The organism is Paenarthrobacter sp. C1 (assembly GCF_049315185.1).
Taxonomy (GTDB): Bacteria; Actinomycetota; Actinomycetes; order Actinomycetales; family Micrococcaceae; genus Arthrobacter; species Arthrobacter nicotinovorans.
Map to the genome: position 1 here is coordinate 4,018,954 of NZ_CP186052.1, position 21,277 is coordinate 4,040,230.

General features: G+C 61.3%; 18 protein-coding genes. 15 read left to right on the plus strand and 3 right to left on the minus strand.

The window, feature by feature from the left end; genetic code table 11:
• Positions 1 to 19: 19 nt before the first annotated feature.
• Entirely contained in the window at positions 20 to 2,347 is a 2,328-nt protein-coding gene (locus ACNAOU_RS18745; RefSeq protein ID WP_422757476.1) for a hypothetical protein, read from the minus strand.
• Positions 2,348 to 2,892: 545 nt separating this feature from the next.
• Between ACNAOU_RS18745 and ACNAOU_RS18750 the strand changes: the two genes are divergently transcribed.
• The gene (locus ACNAOU_RS18750) at positions 2,893 to 3,069 is read left to right on the plus strand and encodes a hypothetical protein (RefSeq protein WP_422757477.1); all 177 of its coding nucleotides are present in this window, start codon (positions 2,893 to 2,895) and stop codon (positions 3,067 to 3,069) included.
• A 338-nt stretch (positions 3,070 to 3,407) separates the two neighbouring features.
• Entirely contained in the window at positions 3,408 to 4,133 is a 726-nt protein-coding gene (locus ACNAOU_RS18755) for a DUF2511 domain-containing protein (RefSeq protein WP_422757478.1), read from the plus strand.
• Between the two features lie 158 nt (positions 4,134 to 4,291).
• Here ACNAOU_RS18755 and ACNAOU_RS18760 read toward each other — a convergent pair whose 3' ends face one another.
• A complete protein-coding gene (locus tag ACNAOU_RS18760) occupies positions 4,292 to 4,801 on the minus strand; it encodes a hypothetical protein (RefSeq protein ID WP_422757479.1) in 510 nt (169 codons plus the stop codon).
• 164 nt (positions 4,802 to 4,965) lie between these two features.
• Here ACNAOU_RS18760 and ACNAOU_RS18765 point away from each other — a divergent pair, with 164 nt between their 5' ends.
• Together ACNAOU_RS18765 and ACNAOU_RS18770 are read left to right on the plus strand one after the other, a co-directional pair.
• Complete coding sequence (locus tag ACNAOU_RS18765; RefSeq protein ID WP_422757480.1) at positions 4,966 to 6,180, plus strand: hypothetical protein; 1,215 nt, start codon at positions 4,966 to 4,968, stop codon at positions 6,178 to 6,180.
• Positions 6,181 to 6,455: 275 nt separating this feature from the next.
• Positions 6,456 to 7,547, plus strand: a complete 1,092-nt coding sequence (locus tag ACNAOU_RS18770) for a DUF4041 domain-containing protein (RefSeq protein ID WP_422757481.1) — start codon at positions 6,456 to 6,458, stop codon at positions 7,545 to 7,547.
• A 173-nt stretch (positions 7,548 to 7,720) separates the two neighbouring features.
• Here the strand turns inward: ACNAOU_RS18770 and ACNAOU_RS18775 are convergent, their stop codons facing one another.
• A complete protein-coding gene (locus ACNAOU_RS18775; RefSeq protein WP_422757482.1) occupies positions 7,721 to 8,890 on the minus strand; it encodes a hypothetical protein in 1,170 nt (389 codons plus the stop codon).
• Between the two features lie 326 nt (positions 8,891 to 9,216).
• Between ACNAOU_RS18775 and ACNAOU_RS18780 the strand changes: the two genes are divergently transcribed.
• The 11 genes from ACNAOU_RS18780 (at position 9,217) to ACNAOU_RS18830 (ending at position 20,723) form a co-directional block, all read left to right on the plus strand.
• Positions 9,217 to 10,020, plus strand: coding sequence for a hydroxypyruvate isomerase family protein (locus ACNAOU_RS18780; protein WP_422757483.1), 804 nt, complete (start codon positions 9,217 to 9,219; stop codon positions 10,018 to 10,020).
• A gap of 56 nt (positions 10,021 to 10,076) precedes the next feature.
• On the plus strand, positions 10,077 to 10,955 hold the full coding sequence (locus ACNAOU_RS18785; protein WP_422757484.1) for a 2-hydroxy-3-oxopropionate reductase: 879 nt from the start codon (positions 10,077 to 10,079) through the stop codon (positions 10,953 to 10,955).
• A gap of 120 nt (positions 10,956 to 11,075) precedes the next feature.
• Complete coding sequence (gene gcl / locus ACNAOU_RS18790; protein WP_422757485.1) at positions 11,076 to 12,851, plus strand: glyoxylate carboligase; 1,776 nt, start codon at positions 11,076 to 11,078, stop codon at positions 12,849 to 12,851.
• Between the two features lie 25 nt (positions 12,852 to 12,876).
• Entirely contained in the window at positions 12,877 to 14,043 is a 1,167-nt protein-coding gene (locus tag ACNAOU_RS18795) for a glycerate kinase (RefSeq protein WP_055972577.1), read from the plus strand.
• Positions 14,036 to 15,385 (plus strand): allantoinase AllB, encoded by a 1,350-nt coding sequence (allB, locus tag ACNAOU_RS18800; RefSeq protein ID WP_144649355.1) that lies wholly within the window; start codon positions 14,036 to 14,038, stop codon positions 15,383 to 15,385. The genes ACNAOU_RS18795 and allB overlap by 8 nt, the downstream gene beginning before the upstream one ends.
• 11 nt (positions 15,386 to 15,396) lie before the next feature.
• Positions 15,397 to 16,134, plus strand: a complete 738-nt coding sequence (locus ACNAOU_RS18805) for a winged helix-turn-helix domain-containing protein (RefSeq protein WP_422757486.1) — start codon at positions 15,397 to 15,399, stop codon at positions 16,132 to 16,134.
• An 81-nt stretch (positions 16,135 to 16,215) separates the two neighbouring features.
• Positions 16,216 to 16,683: a thioredoxin-dependent thiol peroxidase gene (gene bcp, locus ACNAOU_RS18810; protein ID WP_422757487.1), complete on the plus strand. Its 468-nt coding sequence runs from the start codon at positions 16,216 to 16,218 to the stop codon at positions 16,681 to 16,683.
• Between the two features lie 178 nt (positions 16,684 to 16,861).
• Entirely contained in the window at positions 16,862 to 17,980 is a 1,119-nt protein-coding gene (locus tag ACNAOU_RS18815) for a PP2C family protein-serine/threonine phosphatase (protein ID WP_064722771.1), read from the plus strand.
• Between the two features lie 20 nt (positions 17,981 to 18,000).
• Positions 18,001 to 19,989, plus strand: coding sequence for a glycosyltransferase family 2 protein (locus tag ACNAOU_RS18820; RefSeq protein ID WP_422757488.1), 1,989 nt, complete (start codon positions 18,001 to 18,003; stop codon positions 19,987 to 19,989).
• Positions 19,979 to 20,311: an STAS domain-containing protein gene (locus ACNAOU_RS18825; protein ID WP_018778728.1), complete on the plus strand. Its 333-nt coding sequence runs from the start codon at positions 19,979 to 19,981 to the stop codon at positions 20,309 to 20,311. Before ACNAOU_RS18820 ends, ACNAOU_RS18825 begins: the two co-directional genes overlap by 11 nt.
• Positions 20,304 to 20,723: an ATP-binding protein gene (locus tag ACNAOU_RS18830; protein WP_039242974.1), complete on the plus strand. Its 420-nt coding sequence runs from the start codon at positions 20,304 to 20,306 to the stop codon at positions 20,721 to 20,723. The genes ACNAOU_RS18825 and ACNAOU_RS18830 overlap by 8 nt, the downstream gene beginning before the upstream one ends.
• The last annotated feature ends 554 nt before the right edge of the window (positions 20,724 to 21,277 follow it).

Here is a 21,277-nt window from a genome sequence, read left to right on the forward strand (position 1 = left end):
CGTCTGGCTGAAAATATATCTAACCCACCCTTGAAGCCGCGTAAGAACCAGTCTCAACAGGAGCCGCGGATGAGTCGGCTGCTTCCGAGACAAGGCGCGTTCCTGGCTCAGGCCGCCTCGGGTAACCAAGCCAGTAGTCGCGATAGTCAGAGGCAAACCCCTCACGGAACCGGAGCATCTCGTTGGGCGGAGCGAAGACAGCACCTTGCATCAGATAGTTCGGCACGGCCAAGCTCGGCAACTTTGCCCACTCGAACGCCGAAGGCGAAGAGAAGCTAATCGTTCGTCCATTCGAAACCATTGTGGTCGTGGCAGCTCCCCAAGCGTTTATTTGGGATGAAGATATCGCGAACGTTCCACGGACACAGCCGATAGATTCAAGCTGGTCAAGGGCTACTCGAGCTTTCCGCAAAGCACTTTCCACTTCCCCCACGGTAGGTACTCTCTGTTTTGCATGGTGCAGACCGTTCCTTGCCGACATGATTCCGGAGTCGTTGAGTCCGCTTCCGACCTCAGCCAGAGCTTCCACAAGCCTCACTTGAGATTCAGGAAGGAGGTCCAGGAACGGGTGCAGATGCAGGAAGGGGAACTGCTGCAAATCAGTCTTCTTGGAATACTTGGGATACGAGCTCTCGTCCCGCCGGTGGCCCTCCGGACTCTCACGTAACCCTTTCAGGAGTCGAGAAAGTCGAAAGAAGCCTTCGACGATTGAACTCAGGACTGGTTCCTTGGAAAGACGGTTCAAATCTTCGTCGTGATCAACGGATGCATTCAAGGTGTCAATCGTGAAGTCCTGTGCCGTCGATTGCAGGTACACAAACGGGTCATCGCTGGCGTAATGATCGACCAAAAGCCCCCACGTGGCAAAGCATAGGGAGTCGAAAAGGAACCTCTCTAGGCAGACGAAATAGTCCGAAGAGGCAGCCCTTAGGCCTTCAGCTGTGCTCGCGAGGTCCACCGCGGCTGTCTTGGCAAGGCTCTCCAAGGAATGATGGAGTTGCCAGTATTCGTCCCTGAGATCGTTGGATTTCGGAAGTGGGAAGCCCAGTTTCCAAAGGATTGCATCGCGCAGAGCGGGGTCCCGCTGCTCGAGTGGTATGCCGAGATCCTTGCAGACGGAACTAGCATTCGACCGCCTGGACAGGACGAGAGTCTCTACGATGTCTTTGGGATGCGAAGTCCTTAGGAATTCCTCTAGACGTTCCCGGGCAGTATCACCACGAGTTCCCCTCAAAATCCAAGCAAGCTCGTCAATCTCATCGTTTGATTCATTATCGAATAGTGATCGTGCTAACGACGAGAGCCGCAGAAGTGGAAGGTCAGTGTCAGCGCTCACCGCTCGCGTACCGAGCCGGCTGAGTTGGGCCCTAAGCCTCCAGGCCCCGGACCGGACCCTACCGTTGACTCGAGGCCTCCGAATCTCATCGGCGGGTACTAGGATCACGCCCTCACGAACAGCCGAGTCGAGAACTGCAGCCAGAGTCTCATCATTGAGCATGAAGAGCAGTTGCAAGAGTTGAGCTCGATTCATGGCCGGAACAACATCCTTGAGCTTGCCTTCAAGACCCAATTCCGTCGTAGCTGTCTGGAGTTGTCCCTGAGTCGTCGACGCTGCGTGTGTAATGAGCGATCTGAGCTCAGGATCACTGAAAGCGTCACCAATCAAGTTACAGAGGGTTGCAGCGTTCTCGACCTCGTAGGGGTTGAACTCATCCTCGGTGAAATCGGAAACAAACCTGTTCCATTCGGAGGGGTGCTCGTTGATCTGATCCAGTATCTTCGTCAACGACGGACGCGACTTATTGACGCCTGCGTCCCCGCTGGTCGTTAATTGGACACGGTGGACAAGCCCACACGCCGTGTCGGCGCAGTGTTGCAGCGGGATCGAAGTAGTTGGCGAGAGCCTCCTCTTAAAGGAACGACGCTTGATTCCATAGGGACCAAACAGGTAAGGGCCCGCCTGAAACACTCCCTGGGGCGTCCCCTCAAGTAAACGTAAAGTGTCCTGATGTCCGAGGAAGTCCCGTTCCTCGGGAAACAGATCAGACGCACGATCGTACAACTCGCGGCCGAAAATGAAAGGAAAACGCAGAGCGCCCGCCTCAATTTCAGAAGAAATAGCACTGGCCAGGAGGTCCAAGTCGATCTTTTCGATATCCACTAGAGGCTCGACGTGGACGAGCCCCAGTAGAGTCAAAACGTTGGCATCTTTTGCATTGACCTTCTCCCGAGTGGTGAGCTGCGACCGAACTCTTGTCCCGACGGGAGTCAGCACAATGGCAGCGTTCAACACCTCAGAGGGTTTGTATGACTTTTCAATGATGCATTCACGAAGAATGCTGATCAACGAAAGCAGGTCAAGCAACTTCTCCCGCCATGCTTTGTCCGGATACCGCTCAGCGAGCTCATACCGATTAAGTCGAGCAACCTCCGACAACCCAAAACCCCCATATCAGATACATGTAAATACACGTTACCTCCCATTTGGTCACTCTCCGGATCATGGGTCCTTATGACACGCCAAGCCAGTCCGCTGGCCTAATCGGCAAAGGCATCATCTTTGACCTTGAGAGTTCGAGTCCGCTATATCTTCAGTAGCAAGACATAGAGTCCACACGGAATGAGGCACCCTGACCTGATAGATCGGTGAAGTCGAGCTGAGCCTGTTCGCCCGGGGCCAGTGCACCTGTTGTACGTGCACCGTTGTGCACAGACACACCGCTGGCCGAGATGAACGACGCTCGAACGCCGATCCCTCGTGGACATCCCCCGGCTTTGTTGTTCGTCACGACCATGTAGGTACACCCGTACCGAGTGGATGGGCAGAGGTAATTTTCATTTGGTGTGGCGAAGTAGAGGTAGTCCGACACGTATGTCCAACCTTGTTTCTCCATGGCTATCCGATCTGCTTTGGCCCTTTCCGCCTCAGCCTTGGCGAGTGACGCGGCGGCCTCCCTCTGGGCCCGCGCTCTATTGGCAGCTTCTGCTGCGGCTGACTGGCTTGCTGCTGCCCTGGATGACGCGGCAGTACTGGCTCGTGATTCCTGTGCCGCGGAGGCGGAACCTTGAATGCCGAAAAAGATGAACGCCCCAAGCACAGAGGCGATAGCCAGTGATCCAATGACGATTAACGTGATGATCAGGGCCCTGGGAGTGCTGGGAGGTTGTGGCGCAGATGGCATGTCGGGATAGGGATAAGTCATTTGGAGGTGCCCCCAGTTTGAACGGTGATTTGGCTGAATTCTAGCTGCTGGTCGGGATGCACCCTTCTACATCGGCGTAAACAGTGTCCGATTGCAGCGAACGGAAGCGCTGTCAACCACACCAGCACACGGACCCCGCAGTCGAGGGAGAAGCATTTTTGAAAAAGCCAGCGTAGCGCGCCTGCGCCTATATACAGTGAAGCCATGGGGAATTTTCAGGGTTTAAGTGTCAGTTCAATTGCAGTGGCTCTTCTACTCGCCGGCTGTGCCACGCCGGCTGATGTGAACTCCTCGGCATCCGCGGGTGCTACTTGGCGCACCTCCTCGCCCTCATCCAGCCCACTAATCACGCTCACCGGAACTGAGAGAGTGACGAAGGCAGAGGCAGCCGCAAAGGCTGAGCTGCCCGACGCGCCCATATGGGAAGGTATGACCTTTGCAGGCGTCGTGGTCAACGAAACTGAAGTCTGCGTCGACCGCACCTGGGCGCCCGGCGGAGGAATCGATAAGAAAGGTGGCAGCGCCGGATACGTCATTGTGAGCTTCCCAGATGAAACAGTGGGCTCGCCCGAGACCGGCCTGTGTGCCGAATATGCGTCGAAGGACCCCAAACAACCGACCACGGTCAATGTCCCGGATGAGCTGGTCAATAATCCTGGACTGCTCGTCAGCACCAAATTTGGCGATAAATGGCCCCTGACGGTGACCTACGTCGTCGCGCGTTGTGAACGGATCACGGTGTCAGGACGTTCGCTGCAGGTAGCGACGTTAGAAGCGCCGGATGGCAAGAAATACGCAGCCAACGGCACTGCAAAGGACCACGGCGGATATCCAGGAGCAGAGCCGATCTGGGCACCAGATCCCATCGCCCCCGGTCTCAGAATCGATCTCTCCCCCGTCACCGACGCTGCCCTCAAACTCTGCGGCTGAGCGTGTGGTGCCTGAGCCTATGATCACGCCCTAGTAATGTTTCGGGCATTCAGGGCACCTCTTATATCGGTGTGCACAGTCTTCCTGCATTCCGTATGTTCCCATAACCGAGCCTCTCGAACAGCTAGAAATACTTTTGGCCATCAGGGAGCGAAGGTCTACGTCGTCTCACCGCGTCCAACTAGTTTTCTCAACTGCTTGGGTTTCAACCGCATCCTCGTTATCCCGTGTCCCGTCTCGGCTTCTATGTGCACGACCTTCTTACTGTCCAGCGAGGCACCGAGATAGGTGGAAACCTCGCTCATCAGCATCAGTACCTGGGCCTTCTGTCCTGCTGCCAGGGTTGCTGGGAATTGCGTATCGCGAACAGTGGGATTAATGCTCGACAGGGCAGAACCGTCTGCGAGTACTAAACGCAGGGACTGCAGAACAGTGGCTCCGGATCTGCCTTGGTTCGTAGCCTCAAGATAGAGGAACATCTTGTCGTCCTGCCCGGCACCGAACAGATACCCACGAACAGCGCGCAGCCGGAGCCTGGCATCATCTCGAAACCGGAACCACAAGGTTGCTCCCAGCGAGCCAAGGGAGATAACGATCGCGAGGACAGGAAGCGCTGCAGACCACCAGGACTGGCCGACGACTTCCACTTGTATGACATCCATGCTCATAACCCAACCCTAGAGGCTGCTTCTTATTCACATAAACCACTATTTCTGTCTCTCATTGGTCGTTTCTCGAAGTTCGGGCAAAAGACGTCGTTCGCCCTTGATATGGTGAACGAAAATTCAGTGAAAGGTTAGTAATGGGGCGTCGTCGGGGATTCTTTGCGGAAATGCAACATCAGGCACGGCTGGCTGAACAGCGACAGCGGGCCGCGGTCCGTGAGCAGGCGGCAGCGGCCCGGCGCGCAGAGCAGGCCCTCAGGGCGGAACACCGGGCAACTGCCGCGTTCCAACGGGCTTCGGAGGCTGAACGGAAACGTTTGGAGAAGGAAGCTGCCGATGCCCACATCGCTGCCAAACAGGCTGAAGTCGAGCAACTGAATGCCGAGCTTTTTGCGTTGTACGACCAAGTCGATTCTCTTCTGGAGGCAACTCTCGACGTTGACGACTACGTAGATCTTGAATCACTGCGGCAGACGGCCAAGCATCCTCCTTTTGATCGCTCACTCGAGGTTCCGACGCCTCCGCCCGTTGTGCTCTTGGATCCCGAAGAGCCGGCGTTTCGGCCTCCTGCTCCCCCGACCGGATTGTTTGGCCGGAAGAAGAAGCTGGCTGAAGCGCAGGCACAGGCTGAAGCGGAATACGCAGCTGCCCGTGGTGCTTGGGAGGTAGAGATGAAGCAGCTGCCCGAGCGCCGTCGTCAACTCGCGGAGCGTCACGCGGCAGCCGAGACGAAAAGGCAGGAGCAACTTGCGCAGGCGCGCAAGTTCTACGAAGCCGAGTGCGCCGCTCGCGAATCGGAAGTCGCCGAACACAATGCCTCCCTGGATCAATTGATCGCGGGCTTGGGTTATGGTGTCGTCGACGCAGTGCAAGAGTACGTTGGAATCGTGCTCGCCAACTCTGTGTACCCCGAGGCTTTCGAGGTGGAGCACGAATCCGAGTTCAATCCTGCAACTGCCGAACTTGCCTTGCGAACGCTCGTGCCGGGCCCGGACAGTGTCCCAACGATCAAGTCCTACAAGTACGTCAAAGCAGCGGATGAAATCACGCCCGTTGCGTTGTCTCAGAAGGACTCAAAGGACCGGTATGCCGGCGCTGTGCACCAGGTCGCGTTGCGTACTCTGCACGAGGTTTTTGAAGCCGACCGGCGCGGATTGATCCAGAGCATCTCACTGGAAGTGGGAACGAATACCATCAACCCGGCGACGGGCCGTGACACCTACATTCCCTTCGTTGCCGTAGCTGTCCCACGTGACGTCTTCGCCGACATTGACCTTTCAGCCGTCGTACCGTCCGCCACGCTTGAGCATCTTGGGGCTTCAGTCTCGAAGAATCCGCTGGGTCTGGTTCCTGCCAATGTCTCTGGAGTACGTACTTCCTGATGTCGGCTGAGCAAACAATGATTTTCAATCCCCCGCCCGGGTGGCCCAAGCCGCCGCTTTCGTGGCGCCCTCCGGCCGGATGGACGCCCGATCCAGCCTGGCCGGCCCCACCCGAGGGCTGGCAATTGTGGCTACCCGCCAATCCTGATAGGAATGACCTGACTCCAACGCCGGCAGCGGCGGTCGAGAGGCAAGACCAACCGGTCGTTCCCCCCTCCGGCGGTCAGTCTTCCGAATCAGCCAGGATCGCTTTCCTCGAGGCAGAGAACAGCCTTTTGAAGCAACGTCTTGAACAGACCCCGGCTGCCGCAGCGTCGTATGTTGAACTCAACGACGGACTGGTACTTCAAGAGGTCGGGATCTACCGCTACCATCACCCGCTTGAGAACGCAGCCTCCTATCGTGACCGATTAGGTGAGATCGAAACACGCATCGCGGACCTGGTTCGGGCCGGTGGCGCCATCATCAAGTCCAACATGTTCACCTTTGACAACTCCTTGGCCAAGGGCAGACGGATGACCGAGGACTTGGCGAAACTCATGCTTAGGGCATACAACGCCGAAGCAGACAACAGCATCAGGTCACTCAAACTCGGCAACGTCATCACGGCGAAACGGCGTCTGGAAGCGTCACGAGTGGCCATCGCCAAGCTCGGCTCGCTCATGGAAATGCACATCAGCGATGAATTCCATGACCTCCGACTCGAAGAGATTGAGCTTACGGCCGACTGGCTGATGAAGAAGCAGGAAGAAAAAGAAGCCCAACGTGAAGAGCGCGCACGCCTGCGTGAAGAACAACGCGTCGAAAGGGAACTCGCCGAGGAACGCTCCCGGCTGGACAAGGAACGTTCACACCTTCTCAATGCCCTTGCGGCCCTCGGCGCCTCCGGCCAACACGACGAAGAACTGGAACAGCGTCTAAGAGAAGTCGACGAGGCCATCGCGCAGAACGACTTCCGTGCGGCCAATATCAGGGCCGGGTACATCTATGTGATCTCCAACCGCGGTGCCTTCGGCGAGGGGGTTGTGAAGATCGGTCTAACACGCAGGCTGGAGCCGGAACAACGCGTAGCCGAACTCAGTGGCGCATCCGTCCCCTTCCGATTCGACATCCACACCCTGTACTTCTCCGAAGATGCAGTCACCCTTGAGAACGAACTTCACAAGCACTTCGCCGCCCGTGCCCTGAACCAGTCCAACCTCCGAAAAGAGTTCTTCTTCGCTACACCAGGCGAGGTACGTGATGTCCTGGAGCATAAGATCGGCAACCTGCTCGAATTCACAGAGCATGCTGACGCAACCGAATATTTCCAGTCTGTCAGTTACTGGCCCCAACGAGGCAATAACCAACTCACCGAACAGAACTGAGTGCTACCTCATGGCCAACGCAGCACTTTCAAAAGGCCGATAACAACGCATATGTCGTGTAGGAGCCGGGGCACCTCAGCAGATGGATCAGCGCGACGGGCCTCAAGCAGGGCTGGCGGGTGGAGTTTCTTGGTCGCGTGCGTCGTAGGCCGATGCCCAGGGCAAGGCAAGGCTCACCAGTCCCGTGCGGCATCTACTCCCGACAAAAGGGCCAGCCGCTCGGCCGCGAGGGAACGACCCAACTCCAATTCAGACTCAGCCATGACCTTGTCGAGCGCATCGAACAATTCCTCGCGCTCCTCTGTCTCAATGAAGGGGGACCGTCCGTCGAGGCGATTGAAGGCGCTGGCGTAATCATGCCCAACGTCCTCCAATCGTCCCAAGGTGGACTCGTCGGACTCGCCTGAGAGCGCTGCGAGCACCTCGCTTCGTGTTTTCTTGAATTGCGCCACAGCTTTCTTGAAGCGACCAGAACTTATGTGTTCGCGTCCATCCCAGTCGCGAAGCGGGTTCTCAAGATTCTCTTGCACCCACTCAGGCTTGCGTGCCTTGGTGATGCTGACGCTTGTGCCGTTAGCCGCTTCTGTCCGCCACCGACTCCGCATCGCGGAGGCGTACTCGTGAGGCACGCTGTCTAGGTAAAGATACTCGAGGTTGGGAACTTCGATAGGAAGTAAACAGTCGGCCTTCGTCATGCCGAATAGGCCGGAGATAAGGAGGTCGCGGAGCCGGCCGAGCCGGCTAAGCATTCCGGCGTTCCTGAGCTGCCCGAGGTTGCCGCCGAGAACTAGACTCTTAAGGTTGGGAAAAGTCGATGCTATCCGCAGGCAGTCCGCTTCGGACAGGCCGGTCACTCTAAGGCTGCGCACTCCATCTTGAACAGGTGCGCCTTCGACTAGAGCATGATCCAGCTGCCCTGGCGTCAGTTCGAGTTTCCCTGGTTCCTTCCAATCGTGCTCGCCCCGGTCCCAAGCACGTTGAAGGGCAAACTGATACCCTGCTCGCCAACTGCTGGTGTAACTATTCGAGGGTTGGTCATGGATCAGTGGCAGGCTACCGATGACGCGAAAGCTCCGGGGAAGCACCCAGTCACAGTTGACGTGCGATAACCGGCCATTCCACGAATTGTGCGTCAATACGAGCGGCTCAATAGCATCCAAGTCATCTATTGATAGCGGTTGCGGACCTGACCAATTCAGGTCAAGCACACCAACCTTTTTCCAACCAGGATCGATAGTAGTGATTTGGGCCGCCACCCATTCACCAAGGAGATCGTTCGGACCAACGACGATGTCTCCGACTCCCAGTGGGCGCGGTGGGCCGCCTGTTGTTGTTTCTGACACAACGCCAATCCTACGGACCACCTTGGCGCGGAGTAGGTATACGGAGTCCACACTGGCCCACTCTTCGCCGAACATTCAACCCGTAATCGTGCAACGGCTCTTTGCACGATTAGTGCGAAGTCCAGCCCTGCAGTGCGGCTACCGGCCCTGGGCACCACACGGCTCTGGTATCCCAAACACCCACCCCCTTGACTCACACCTCCACCTTCCCTAAACTTTTCATAAAGCAGAATCTAAATTCCACAAAGCGGAATCTGAAGCCGAGTACCAAGGCATCAGCCAAGCAACGGAAGATAGATCCCAGCCCCTCCTCGGAAGGACCTACGATGACGTACACAGTGAACTGCTCCATCCTCCTGACGGAGCTGCCCTTGCTCGAGCGCCCCGCCGCCGCGAAGGCAGCCGGTTTTGACGCCGTCGAGTTCTGGTGGCCCTTCGAAACCTCCGTCCCCAGCGACGCGCAAGTAACCGAGTTCGAAACAGCCATCAAGGACGCAGGCGTTCAGCTCACGGGCCTCAACTTCAACGCAGGCAACATGCCTGCCGGCGACCGCGGCCTGGTTTCCTGGAAGGGACGTTGCTCCGAGTTCAAGGACAACATCGACGTCGTAGCCGGCATCGGTGAGCACCTGGGCTGCAAGGCCTTCAACGCCCTCTACGGCAACCGCCAGGACGAGTTCACCCCTGAAGAGCAGGACGAACTCGCCGCCAAGAACCTCGCCGCAGCAGCTGCCGGCGTCGCACGTATTGGCGGAACTGTCCTCCTCGAGCCGGTGAGCGGCGCACCCAAGTACCCGCTCCTCACCGCCGAAGACGCACTGAAGGTCATCGCCCGCGTCAAGGCAGAGTCCGGCGCACAGAATATCAAGCTCCTCGCCGACTTCTACCACCTGGCAGTCAACGGCGACGACGTCGAATCCGTCATCGAGAACCACGCCAAGGACTTCGGCCACATCCAGATCGCCGACAACCCCGGCCGCGGCGCACCCGGCACCGGCAACCTCCCCCTCGGCGAGTGGATCGCCCGCAGCCGCGAACTCGGCTACGAGGGCTACATCGGTTTGGAATACAAGGAACCGCAGGAGACGGCTTTCAGCTGGGCCATCCGCCAGCGCGCCAACGCCAACTAAGCACCCGGCTCAACAAGCACACCTGAGCTAAAAAGACTTTCAGAAAGAGAACCACAATGAGCAACGTTGCAGTCATCGGCCTCGGAATCATGGGCCTCCCCATGGCCATCAACCTCGTCAAGGCCGGCCACACGGTCACCGGTTTCAACCGCAGCCAGGACAAGATCGACAAGCTCGTCTCCGAAGGCGGCCAGGGTGCCACCAGCATCGCGGACGCAGTCAAAGACGCCGACGTCGTCATCACCATGGTCCCGGACTCCCCCGATGTTGAGGGCGTAGTCAGCGGCAAGGACGGCGTCTTCGCCAACGCGAAGAAGGGCACCATCTGGATCGACGCCTCCAGCATCCGCCCGGACGTCGCCAAGCGCCTCTCGGACGACGCAGTAGCAGCAGGCATCCGCCCGCTCGACGCTCCCGTCTCCGGTGGTGAGCAGGGCGCCATCGACGCCGTCCTGTCCATCATGGTCGGCGGCGAAGCAGCTGATTTCGAAGCAGCGCAGGATGTCCTCAACGCAGTGGGCAAGACCATCGTCCACGTCGGCCCGTCCGGCTCCGGCCAGACCGTCAAGGCAGCCAACCAGCTGATCGTGGCCGTCAACATCCAGGTCCTCGGCGAGGCCATCGCCTTCCTTGAGGCCTACGGCGTAGACACCGACGCAGCACTGAAGGTCTTGGGCGGCGGCTTGGCCGGCTCCAAGGTCCTCGACCAGAAGGGTCAGAAGATGCTCGACCGCAACTTCGACCCCGGCTTCCGCCTGGCCCTCCACCACAAGGACCTCGGCATCGTCACCTCCGCAGCCCGCGAAGCCAACGTCTCCGTCCCGCTCGGCGCCGTCGTCGCCCAGCTCGTCGCCGCAACCGTCAACCAGGGCGACGGCGGCCTCGACCACTCGGGCCTCTTCAAGCAGGTCCTCCAGCTCAGCGGCCGGAAGTAACCAGCCCCCACGGCAAAAGAGTTTGTGTACAGCTTACGCACGGAAAGCACCTTCTAGAAGGCGTTATCTGTACACAAACTCGCTTCAGCACACCCAAAAACAGACTTCAAGGAGTACACCATGGCTAAGATGCGCACCGTTGACGCGGCAGTCGCCATCCTGGAAAAGGAAGGCGCCACCGAGGCTTTCGGCCTGCCAGGCGCAGCGATCAACCCCTTCTATTCAGCAATGCGTGCCCACGGCGGCATCCGCCACACGCTGGCCCGCCACGTTGAAGGCGCCAGCCACATGGCTGACGGCTACAGCCGCGCAGCTGATGGCAACATCGGCATCTGCATCGGCACGTCCGGCCCCGCTGGCACGGACATGATCACCGGACTGTACGCAGCCCAGGCTGACTCGATCCCGATCCTCTGCATCACCGGCCAGGCACCCGTTGCCAAGCTGCACAAGGAAGACTTCCAGGCCGTGGACATCGAGTCCATCGCCAAGCCGTTGACCAAGTTCGCCATGACCATCCTGGAGCCGGGCCAGGTTCCCGGCGCGTTCCAGAAGGCGTTCCAGTTGATGCGTTCGGGTCGTCCGGGCCCGGTTCTGTTGGACCTGCCCATCGATGTTCAGATGGCCGAGATCGAGTTCGACATCGATGCCTACGAGCCCCTGCCGGTGGAGAAGCCCAAGGCTTCCCGCAAGCAGCTGGAAAAGGCACTGGACCTGTTGACCGCAGCCCAGCACCCGCTGATCGTTGCCGGTGGCGGCATCATCAACGCCGGCGCTTCCGCCCAGCTGGTTGAACTGGCCGAGATCCTGAACGTTCCCGTAATCCCCACGCTGATGGGCTGGGGCGCCATCCCGGACGACCACCAGCTGATGGCCGGCATGGTTGGCCTGCAGACCTCGCACCGCTACGGCAACGAGACCTTCCTGCAGAGCGACTTCGTGATCGGCATCGGCAACCGTTGGGCCAACCGCCACACCGGCGGCCTGGACACCTACACGGCCGGCCGTAAGTTCGTGCACATCGACATCGAGCCGACGCAGATCGGTCGCGTGTTCTCGCCGGACTTGGGCATTGCGTCCGACGCCGGTGCGGCGCTGGACGGTCTGTTGGAGCTGGCCCGCGAACGCCAGGCAGCCAAGACCCTGCCGGACTACTCGGGTTGGGTTGCCGAGTGCCAGGAGCGCAAGGGTTCCCTGCACCGCAAGACCAACTTCGACAACGTGCCCATCAAGCCGCAGCGCGTGTACCAGGAGATGAACAAGGCCTTCGGCCGCGACACCACCTACGTGTCCACCATTGGCCTGTCGCAGATCGCCGGCGCACAGATGCTGCACGTGTTCGGTGCCCGCAAGTGGATCAACGCAGGCCAGGCCGGCCCGCTGGGTTGGACCGCTCCGGCAGCTCTCGGTGTAGTGAGGGGCACCCCGGATGCCACCGTTGTTGCCCTGTCCGGCGACTACGACTTCCAGTTCATGATCGAGGAACTGGCCGTCGGCGCACAGTTCAACCTGCCGTACATCCACGTTGTGGTGAACAACAGCTACCTGGGCCTGATCCGTCAGAGCCAGCGCGGCTTCAACATGGAACAGAACGTTTCCCTGGCTTTCGAAAACATCAACAGCCCGGAGACAAACGGCTACGGCGTTGACCACATCAAGGTTGCCGAGGGCTTGGGCGTCAAGGCCATCCGCGTTGAGGATCCCAACGATCTGCCCGCCGCTTTCGACAAGGCCAAGGCACTGATGGGCGAGTTCAAGGTTCCCGTGGTTGTTGAAGTGATCCTGGAAAAGATCACCAACATCTCCATGGGCGTTGAGATCAACGGCGTGAACGAGTTCGAAGAGCTGGCAGAGACCGCGGCGGACGCACCCACCGCGATTCTGGCCAAAGCGTAAGTAAGTAAAGGAAGGAGGCACCGGAATGCGTGTTGTCATCGCCCCGGACAAATTCAAGGGCTCGCTGTCCGCGCCCGACGTCGCCGAGCACCTGGCAACAGGCCTGCTGGCCGGCTTCGGCCACGGCATTGAAGCGACACGCATTCCGGTGGCCGACGGCGGCGAAGGAACCATCGACGCCGCCATCGGCTCCGGCTTCACCCGCCGGACCACCACCGTCACCGGCCCGCTCGGCGAGCCGGTGAAGGCCGACTTCGCGGTGCGGGACCAGGAAGCTGTCATCGAAATGGCGGCAGCTTCCGGTCTCGCCCTCCTCCCGGCCGGCCCCACCTCGCAGACGGCCAAGCAAGCCACCAGCATCGGCACGGGCGAACTCATCCGGGCCGCGCTGGACCTCGGCTGCCGCAAGATCATCCTGGGTGTGGGCGGCAGCGCCAACACCGACGCCGGCGCGGGTGTCCTCCAGGGCCTGGGCGCCGTCTTCCTGGACAAGGACGGCAACGAGCTCCCCGGCGGCGGTGCCGCTCTCGCGGACATCGACACAATCGACTTCTCCAACTTCGACGTCCGCGTTGAGGCAACGGAGTTCGTGTTGGCGTCCGACGTCGACAATCCCCTTTTGGGGGCCAGCGGAGCCCCAGCCATCTTCGGTCCGCAAAAAGGCGCGACGCCGGACGACGTCACCGAACTGGATGCCGCGGCAAGCCACTTCGTCGACGTCCTCGCAGCCACCACCGGACACCATGCCAAGTACGCCGCCAAGGCAGAAGGCGCTGGAGCCGCAGGCGGCGTTGGCTACATTGCCATCGCGGCACTGAAGGCAGAGCGGCGGCCGGGTATCGACGTCGTGCTTGAATTCACTGAACTCGAGCGCAGGCTCAAGGGCGCCGACCTGGTAATCACCGGAGAAGGCAGCCTGGACGAGCAAAGCCTGCTCGGCAAGACGCCCATGGGTGTCTCGCGGGCGGCACAAAGGGCCGGGGTTCCCGTGATCGCAGTGTGCGGCCGGAGTACCCTGAGCCGGGAACAACTCACGGATGCCGGCTTCCACACGGTCCACGCACTGACCGATCTGGAAAAAGATGTCCAAAAATGTATCGCTGAAGCAGGTCCGTTGCTTGAACAATTAGGGAAGCACATAGGCGTGTACCTGGCGGAACGGACCGAAAACAAGGAGTACCTCAATGTCTGAAGCAATCGGCGCCTATGACCTCGTTATCCGGGGCCAGCGCATCCTGACCACCGCCGGCCTCGCAGCCCGCGAAGTTGGCATCCGCGACGGCGTCATCGTCGCCATCGAACCCCTGGGCAACGGCCTGACGGGCAACGAGGTCATCGAACTCGCAGACGACGAAACCCTCATCCCCGGCCTGGTGGACACCCACGTCCACGTCAACGAGCCCGGCCGCACCGAGTGGGAAGGCTTCGCCTCCGCCACCCGTGCCGCAGCCGCCGGTGGCGTGACCACCATCATCGACATGCCGCTGAACAGCATCCCGCCCACCACCACCGTGGACGGCCTGGAACAGAAGCGCGTTGTCGCCAAGGACCAGGCGTTCGTGGACGTCGGATTCTGGGGCGGTGCCATCCCCGGCAACAAGGGCGACCTCCGCCCGCTGCACGACGAAGGCGTCTTCGGCTTCAAGTGCTTCCTCCTGCACTCCGGCGTGGACGAGTTCCCGCACCTGGACGCGGACGAGATGGAAGAGGACATGAAGGAACTCAAGTCCTTCGACTCCCTCATGATCGTCCACGCCGAGGACTCCCACGCGATCGACCGCGCCCCGCACCCGGGCGGCGACCACTACGAGACCTTCCTGGCCTCCCGTCCCCGCGGTGCCGAGAACAAGGCCATCGCCGAGGTCATCGAACGTGCCCGCTGGACCGGCGCCCGCGCCCACATCCTGCACCTCTCCTCCTCCGACGCGCTGCCGATGATCGCTTCGGCAAAGCGCGACGGCGTCAACCTCACCGTTGAGACCTGCCCGCACTACCTGACGCTCATGGCCGAAGAAATCCCCGACGGCGCCACGGCCTACAAGTGCTGCCCGCCCATCCGCGAGGCCTCCAACCGCGAGCTCCTCTGGAAGGGCCTGCAGGACGGCACCATCGACTGCATCGTCTCGGACCACTCCCCCTCCACACTGGATCTGAAGGACCTGGAAAACGGCGACTTCGCAGTGGCCTGGGGCGGCGTTTCCTCCCTCCAGCTGGGCCTGTCCCTGATCTGGACCGAAGCGCGCCACCGCGGCATCCCGCTGGAACAGGTCGTCTCGTGGATGGCCGAGAAGCCCGCGGCCCTGGCCCGCCTGCACAACAAGGGCCAGCTCGCCCTGGGCTACGACGCCGACTTCTCCATCTTCGCCCCGGACGAGGCCTTCGTTGTAGACGTCACCAAGCTCAAGCACAAGAACCCGATCACGCCGTACGACGGCCGTCCGCTGGCCGGCGTCGTCCGCAAGACCTACCTGCGCGGCACCCCGATCGACGGCCAGAACCCCGGCGGCAAGCTGCTCCGCCGCGGCAACGTTTAGGGTCCAGCGCCATGGCAGTCAATGCCTACGGGCCGCCCCCGTCGCGCGGTTCTTCCGCGCGGCGGCCCGGCTTGAACGCGCGCGGCCTGGCACTTTGGGTCAACCCGGCCGAGGGCGACGAGATCGATCCTGAGGTCTGGGAGCGGGCAGCACGACTGGTGCTGGCCCGCGCCATGAAACTTGCCCCGGAGGCGGAAGTCCGCATCTGGCCCGCCATCGGGGCACAGCACTCCGGCGTCGGCGACACTTCCTGGGGCGGCACTCCGCAGGAAGCCGCCGACGCCGGTACCACCCCTGGAGGGGCGAGCGCCCTTTCGCTCGCCGATGCCCTCGCCGAGGCCCGTTCCACGACAGGTCCCGACGGCGGCGACGGCGCCTCAGCGGGCGGCAGCACCGCCGTCGAGCCCGTAACGTTGGCGAGCCGCCGCAGCCAACTTGCGGTGGACCTCGCCGCTGAAGTAGTCCTCTTGGACGGCGAGCCCGTGGCCTTTACTGGCATGGAATACAAGCTGCTCCGCTACCTCGTGGTGAACTGCTCACGGGCCATCAGTCGTGAAGAATTGCAACGTTTCCTGGAGTCATTTGACCTTCCCGGCGCGGCATTTCGCTCGATCGACGTTTATGTTGGAAGGGTGCGGCGGAAGCTAGGCTCCGCCCGACACACCGTCGCCACCGTCCGTGGTGGCGGCTACCAGTTCGTGCCAGGGCCCTATGCCACAGTGCGCGGACCTGCGGAATACAGCATCTAACTTCGCTGTTCTGTCTTCTAGACAATCCGTTTTTTGAATGACCAATGCCGGCCGTTTGCCGGTGAAACGTAAAGGATCGCCATGACCCAGAAACTCCTCGTCGGAACGCAAGCACCTGACTTTGCGCTGCTCGACGCCGACGGCACCAAGGTCTCGCTGTCCGACTACCGCGGACGCAACGTCATTGTGTACTTCTACCCGAAGGCAGCCACCCCCGGCTGCACCACCGAGGCCTGCGACTTCCGCGACAACCTCGCCAGCCTGCAGGGCAACGGCTACGACGTCATCGGGATCTCCCCGGACGGCCCCGAGGCCCTCGCCAAGTTCACCGGCGAATTGGCCCTGACCTTCCCGCTGCTCTCCGACGAAGACCACAAGGTTGCACTGGCCTACGGCGCCTGGGGCGAGAAGCTGGTTGACGGCGAAATCGTCGAAGGCCTGGTCCGCTCCACCGTTGTCCTCGACGGCGAAGGCACCGTGAAGCTCACCCAGTACCAGGTTTCTGCGCAGGGCCACGTCCAGGCGCTCAAGGAAGAGCTGGGCGTCTAACCCTCGCTCACATCCCGCGCGCTTCAACCCGACGCTCGCTCACATCCCGCGCGCTTGAGCGAAACCCTCGGGCAGATAACTGAACAAATCCTGTAACGCCCGCTCACCCATATGAGCGGGCGTTACATATGTCATGACTAAACGTGACAAATACCCAGCATCATTAGTTAATGGAGCCATGGTCTCAACCTCGCCCCCTCGCCATGCTGTCGTCGTCGAAGATGACGCCGACATCCGCGGCCTCCTCGTACTCGTCCTCGAGCAGCTCGACTTCGTGGTGACCGAGGCACCCGACGGTCTTTCCGGCGTCGAGGCCGTCCGCAGGACCAACGCCGAACTGGTGACCCTGGACATCAACCTCCCCGACATCGACGGCATGGAGGTTTGCCGCCGCCTCCGCGAATTCTCGGATGCCTACGTCCTGATGCTCACCGCCCGGGCCGACGAAATTGACCGCCTCAACGGCCTGGACACCGGCGCGGATGACTACATCAACAAGCCCTTCAGCCCCAAAGAACTCCAAGCCCGCATCCGCGCGCTGTTCCGTCGGGCCCGCACACCCGCTGCTCCCGCCGAAGACACGCGGCAAAGCGACGAACTCGAGCGCGCGGCAGTTGTGCAGCAAAGCCTCCTCCCGCGCGAAACAGTCCGACTGGACGGATACGACGTCGCCGGCGCCTTCCGTCCGACGCGCAGCGTTGGCGGGGACTTCTACGACTGGTACCAGACCCGCGACGGCATGCACCTGACCTTCGCCGACGCCATGGGCAAGGGAATGGGCGCCGCCCTGATCGCAGCCACCGTCCGTGCCGTGATGCGGTCCGTCGCTGACACGCCCGCCATTGATGACGCCTTCGGTTCCGCCAGCCTCACCATCGCCGCCGACCTCGACCAGTCAGGCTCGTTCGCCACGATGTTCCACGCCCGGCTGGACAGCGCGTCCGGAAAGCTCAGCTATATCGACGCCGGCCACGGACTCGCGCTGCACATTCCGGCTGAGGGGGCGGCACAGAGGCTCATCTCCGCCGGTCCGCCCGTCGGCATCCTGGACGGACAGCACTGGCCGGCTTCGGAGCTGGACCTGGAGCCGGGAGATTCCCTGGTGATCGTCAGCGATGGTGTGCTGGACGCCCACGACTCCCTGGAGGACTTCCTGCGGAACGTCGAGAAAGCCGCGCGTACCGGGACTACCTCGGACGAAGTGTGCGCCGCCCTGCTGGAGCTGGCACCCGCGGCAACAGCCGAAGACGACGTGACCGCCGTCGTCGTCCGCCGCAGACCTGACGCTACGCACTAAAGCCGCAAAAGGGGGGGAATGTGACACGATTCTGGACTCGGTTGATCGTTGTCCTGACAGTGATTCTGGGCGTCAACTATGTGGCGTGGCGCTGGATGGCGTCGCTCAACTGGGATGCGTGGTGGATCGCCGTCCCGCTGGTGATTGCGGAGACGTACAGCCTGATTGACGTGATGTTGTTCGGCCTGACGGTCTGGAACATCAAGTTCCGCAAACCGCCGCCCCCGGCCCCGGACAAGGCCACAGTGGACGTCTTCATCACCACTTACAACGAACCGCTGGACCTCGTGCTGACCACAGCCCTGGCCGCCAAGAAGATCACCTGGCCGCACAGCACCTGGATCCTCGACGACGGCGATCGCCCCGAGATGCGCCAACTCGCCGAATCGCACGGGATCGGCTACGTGACGCGCGGCGCGGACTGGACGCCCGACATGCCGCGGCACGCCAAAGCCGGCAACCTGAACAACGCGCTCATGATCACCTCGGGCGAGTACCTGTTGATCCTCGACGCCGACCAGATCCCCGAGCCGGACATCCTGGACAAGACGCTGGGCTACTTCAACGACGACCGCGTGGCCCTGGTCCAGACCCCGCAGTACTTCATCAACGTCCCCGCCGACGATCCCCTGGGCAGCCAGGCACCCCTGTTCTACGGCCCCATCCAGCAGGGCAAGGACGGCTGGAACGCCGCGTTCTTCTGCGGCTCCAACGCGATCCTGCGCAGGGAAGCGCTCATGCAGCTGGGCCTGGTGGGCTACGTGAAGGCCACGGAGAAGAGCGTCCGCCGCGCCCTCGCAGCGTCCCGGACCGCCATCAAGAAGGCGCGTCGCTCTGCTGAGGCTGAGAACCCGCTGGTAGAGCAGATGCTGAACGAGGTTGAGGCCGCCACGGAATCCGCCCAGAAGGAACTCGAAGCCGGAGCATCCCTGAGCGAGATCACCTACCGGGTCCGCCGCAAAGTGGACGACGCCGTCCGAACCCTCGTGGCCGCCGACTTCTCCGCGCTCCAATCCGACCTCGAAGAAATCGCCGCGATGGAACTCGCCCACGTCGGTGAGTCGGGCGTCACCACCGTGGCGAGTGACGTCGTCGACCGTATGTCAGGGCGCGACTGGTCCCCTCTGGGTGCGCTCGAGTCCGTCCACGCCGTCCTGGACGCCATCTCGGTGGAACGCACCGACGAAGCCCAGCCGATCATGCCCCTGGCCACCATCTCCGTCACCGAGGACATGGCCACCGCAATGCGCCTGCATGGCCTGGGCTGGAAGAGCGTGTACCACCACGAAATCCTGGCCAACGGACTGGCGCCCGAGGACATCAAGACCATGCTCACCCAACGCCTCCGCTGGGCCCAAGGCACCATCCAGGTCCTGCTCCGCGAGAACCCCCTGGTGCAGCGTCGTCTGTCGTGGGGCCAACGGCTCATGTACTTCTCCACCATGTGGAGCTACCTCAGCGGCTTCGCGGCCGTTATTTACTTCGCCGCTCCCATCATCTACCTGACGCTGGGCATCCTTCCGGTCAGCAGCTTGAGCTACGACTTCTTCATCCGCTTCATCCCGTTCATGGTGGTCAACCAGCTCCTGTTCCTGGTGGCCGGGCACGGGATTCCCACCTGGCGGGGGCAGCAATACAGCCTCGCGCTGTTCCCCACCTGGATCAAGGCCTGCACGACGGCGGCCCGCAACGTTTGGTTCGGCCGTCCCCTTGGGTTCGCGGTCACCCCCAAGGCGCGGCAGAGCGGCGGCCCGAGTTGGAGCCTCATCCGCCCGCAGATCATCGTGGCTGTGCTGCTGACTGTTGCGTTGATTGTCGGCCTAATCCGGTTGCTCGCCGGAATGTCCGAGCCTCTGGGGACACTGGTGAACGTGGCCTGGGTGGCGTTCGACCTCGTGGTCCTGAGCGTGCTGGTCAAGGCAGTTTTGTACAAGGGTTTTGTGCCTGAAAATGGGCCCGAGCATGGTGGGCCGGAACGCCCGGAGGAAAGGAAAGCAGATGCCGTTTAGCTATGAGGTCAAGGACTCCTACGCGGAGGTGAAGAGCGTGGGCCGGCTGAACATGGTGGCCGCGCCCAAGCTGCGTGAGGTAGTGAATGAGGTGGTGGCCGGCGGGTCCAGCCGCGTCGTGGTCAACCTGGCCGAAACGGACTTCATGGATTCCTCGGGCCTGGGGGCGCTCATTGGCTGCCTCAAAGCTGCACGCCAGGCCGGTGGTGACCTTCGGATCGCGGCCGTTCAACCGCAGGTCAAAATGGTCCTGGAACTGACCAACATGGATCGCGTCCTCACTGCCTACCCCACGGCCGAAGCCGCGTTCGGCGATGACTGACATACTCGCCCGGCGGGGATACCACGGGCCCTCCAACGAAGACGCCATCGAAGCCATCCACAACGAGCTCGACTCCCTGTGGGACGACGCCTCCTTTGTGCCCGACATGGACAGGATGACGTTCGCCACCGCCGTGATCGAAGCAGCGGCGAACATCGTCCAGCACGCGCTTCCCGTGGCTGAGAAGCCGGTGGAGATCGACGTCGACATCAGCGTCCGCCCGGCCCGACTCATTGCCCGGGTGAGTGCCTTTAATGCCCGGGAACCGTTCGCCGACGACATGCAGGCCTCGATGCCCGATGCGGAGGCAGAGTCCGGACGTGGGCTGGCGCTGATCGAAGCTTTGGTGACGACGGTGACGTTCGAGCGCCAGGACGGCACGAACACCTGGATCCTGACCCGCAACACCTGACCCTTGCTCACATCCCGGGTGCTTGGGCCGGACGCTTGCTCACAACCCAAGTGCTTCAACCGGACGCTCCCTCACATCCCAAGTGCTTCAACCGGACGCTCCCTCACATCCCAAGTGCTTCAACCCAACCCTTACTCACATCCCAAGCGCTTCAACCCAACCCTTGCTCACAACCCAAGCGCTTCAACCCAGCCCTTCCTCACGTTCTGGGTGTTTGAACGCAACCCTCCGTCACAACCTCGGCTTTTGAGCCGAAACGCGTTTTCTTGACCCTTCGCCAAGCGCAACGCAGCGTGGGAGCGCCCGGAGGATCCGCCGTCGAGCGTTCCAGTGAACCGGGTATCCAGGTAACCGCAGCACGGCCCGGAAGACGAGCAGACGTCGAGTTCAAACACGCGGGATGTGAGCAAGCGTCAGGACCAAACCCGAGGAACGTGAGCAAGCGTCAGGACCAAACCCGAGGAACGTGAGCAAGCGTCAGGACCAAACACGCGGGATGTGAGCAAGCGTCAGGACCAAACACCCAGAACGTGAGCAAGCGTCAGGACCAAACA

Bases quoted from the DNA above. Each gene is read 5' to 3' on its own strand.
- ACNAOU_RS18750 (WP_422757477.1), top strand. From the start codon at position 2,893: ATGGCTATCCGATCTGCTTTGGCCCTTTCCGCCTCAGCCTTGGCGAGT.
- ACNAOU_RS18755 (WP_422757478.1), top strand. From the start codon at position 3,408: ATGGGGAATTTTCAGGGTTTAAGTGTCAGTTCAATTGCAGTGGCTCTT.
- ACNAOU_RS18760 (WP_422757479.1), bottom strand. From the start codon at position 4,801: ATGAGCATGGATGTCATACAAGTGGAAGTCGTCGGCCAGTCCTGGTGG.
- ACNAOU_RS18765 (WP_422757480.1), top strand. From the start codon at position 4,966: ATGCAACATCAGGCACGGCTGGCTGAACAGCGACAGCGGGCCGCGGTC.
- ACNAOU_RS18780 (WP_422757483.1), top strand. From the start codon at position 9,217: ATGACGTACACAGTGAACTGCTCCATCCTCCTGACGGAGCTGCCCTTG.
- ACNAOU_RS18785 (WP_422757484.1), top strand. From the start codon at position 10,077: ATGAGCAACGTTGCAGTCATCGGCCTCGGAATCATGGGCCTCCCCATG.
- gcl (WP_422757485.1), top strand. From the start codon at position 11,076: ATGGCTAAGATGCGCACCGTTGACGCGGCAGTCGCCATCCTGGAAAAG.
- ACNAOU_RS18795 (WP_055972577.1), top strand. From the start codon at position 12,877: ATGCGTGTTGTCATCGCCCCGGACAAATTCAAGGGCTCGCTGTCCGCG.
- allB (WP_144649355.1), top strand. From the start codon at position 14,036: ATGTCTGAAGCAATCGGCGCCTATGACCTCGTTATCCGGGGCCAGCGC.
- ACNAOU_RS18805 (WP_422757486.1), top strand. From the start codon at position 15,397: ATGGCAGTCAATGCCTACGGGCCGCCCCCGTCGCGCGGTTCTTCCGCG.
- bcp (WP_422757487.1), top strand. From the start codon at position 16,216: ATGACCCAGAAACTCCTCGTCGGAACGCAAGCACCTGACTTTGCGCTG.
- ACNAOU_RS18815 (WP_064722771.1), top strand. From the start codon at position 16,862: ATGGTCTCAACCTCGCCCCCTCGCCATGCTGTCGTCGTCGAAGATGAC.
- ACNAOU_RS18825 (WP_018778728.1), top strand. From the start codon at position 19,979: ATGCCGTTTAGCTATGAGGTCAAGGACTCCTACGCGGAGGTGAAGAGC.
- ACNAOU_RS18830 (WP_039242974.1), top strand. From the start codon at position 20,304: ATGACTGACATACTCGCCCGGCGGGGATACCACGGGCCCTCCAACGAA.